Genomic DNA, 564 nt, shown 5'->3' with positions numbered 1-564 from the left:
TATCAGAATTGTTCTATCTGTAACAAGATAGCTTTCAATACGTCTTCTATCTAAAGTAATTGAGTCCAAATCATGAGTAGTAACAAAAGTACTAGAATTTGAAATGTTCCGTACGTTTACAATTTTTGAAAGCGTATCCCCTGTCTCAGATTTTTCATAATTGATTCCATTTCTAAATTCACATATCTCACCCAACTGCTTCACTCCCCACCCTTCTGGGATTTCCCGTTTGAGTTGGTCGTTATAGACCATTTTACCACCAGAGGACTTGTAGGGCTTACCATTTTCATCAGGGAAATCAAACTGCACAAACCAATAATCATAAAGCGTCTTGGCCATAGCCTCCAACTCCTCGTTGATTTGGTTATTAATTAAGATTTTTTTATCAATAGTTGACAATAAGTTGACAATTCTATCTTGATAATCTTTGTTGGGAACCTTTAATTTTAATTTTGTTAAGTAGTCGATATTAATATTATCTTGGATACTACCACTAGATGTCTTCTGAATTTCTTTTTTTATTAATTCAAAAACATAATAAACAAACAACTCACTTGATTCGAT

General features: G+C 32.8%; 1 protein-coding gene. It reads right to left on the bottom strand.

The genetic code is table 11. The features are described 5' to 3' along the window. Positions 1 to 564, bottom strand: a 564-nt coding sequence (locus tag C1G53_RS03405) for a restriction endonuclease subunit S (protein WP_192873101.1), incomplete at both ends; no start/stop codon positions are given.

Origin of the sequence: Streptococcus suis (assembly GCF_002960445.1) — a bacterium.
Taxonomy (GTDB): Bacteria; Bacillota; Bacilli; order Lactobacillales; family Streptococcaceae; genus Streptococcus; species Streptococcus hyiners.
Note: the sequence above shows the minus strand (reverse complement) of the source record. Positions and strands in the feature narration are given on the sequence as shown.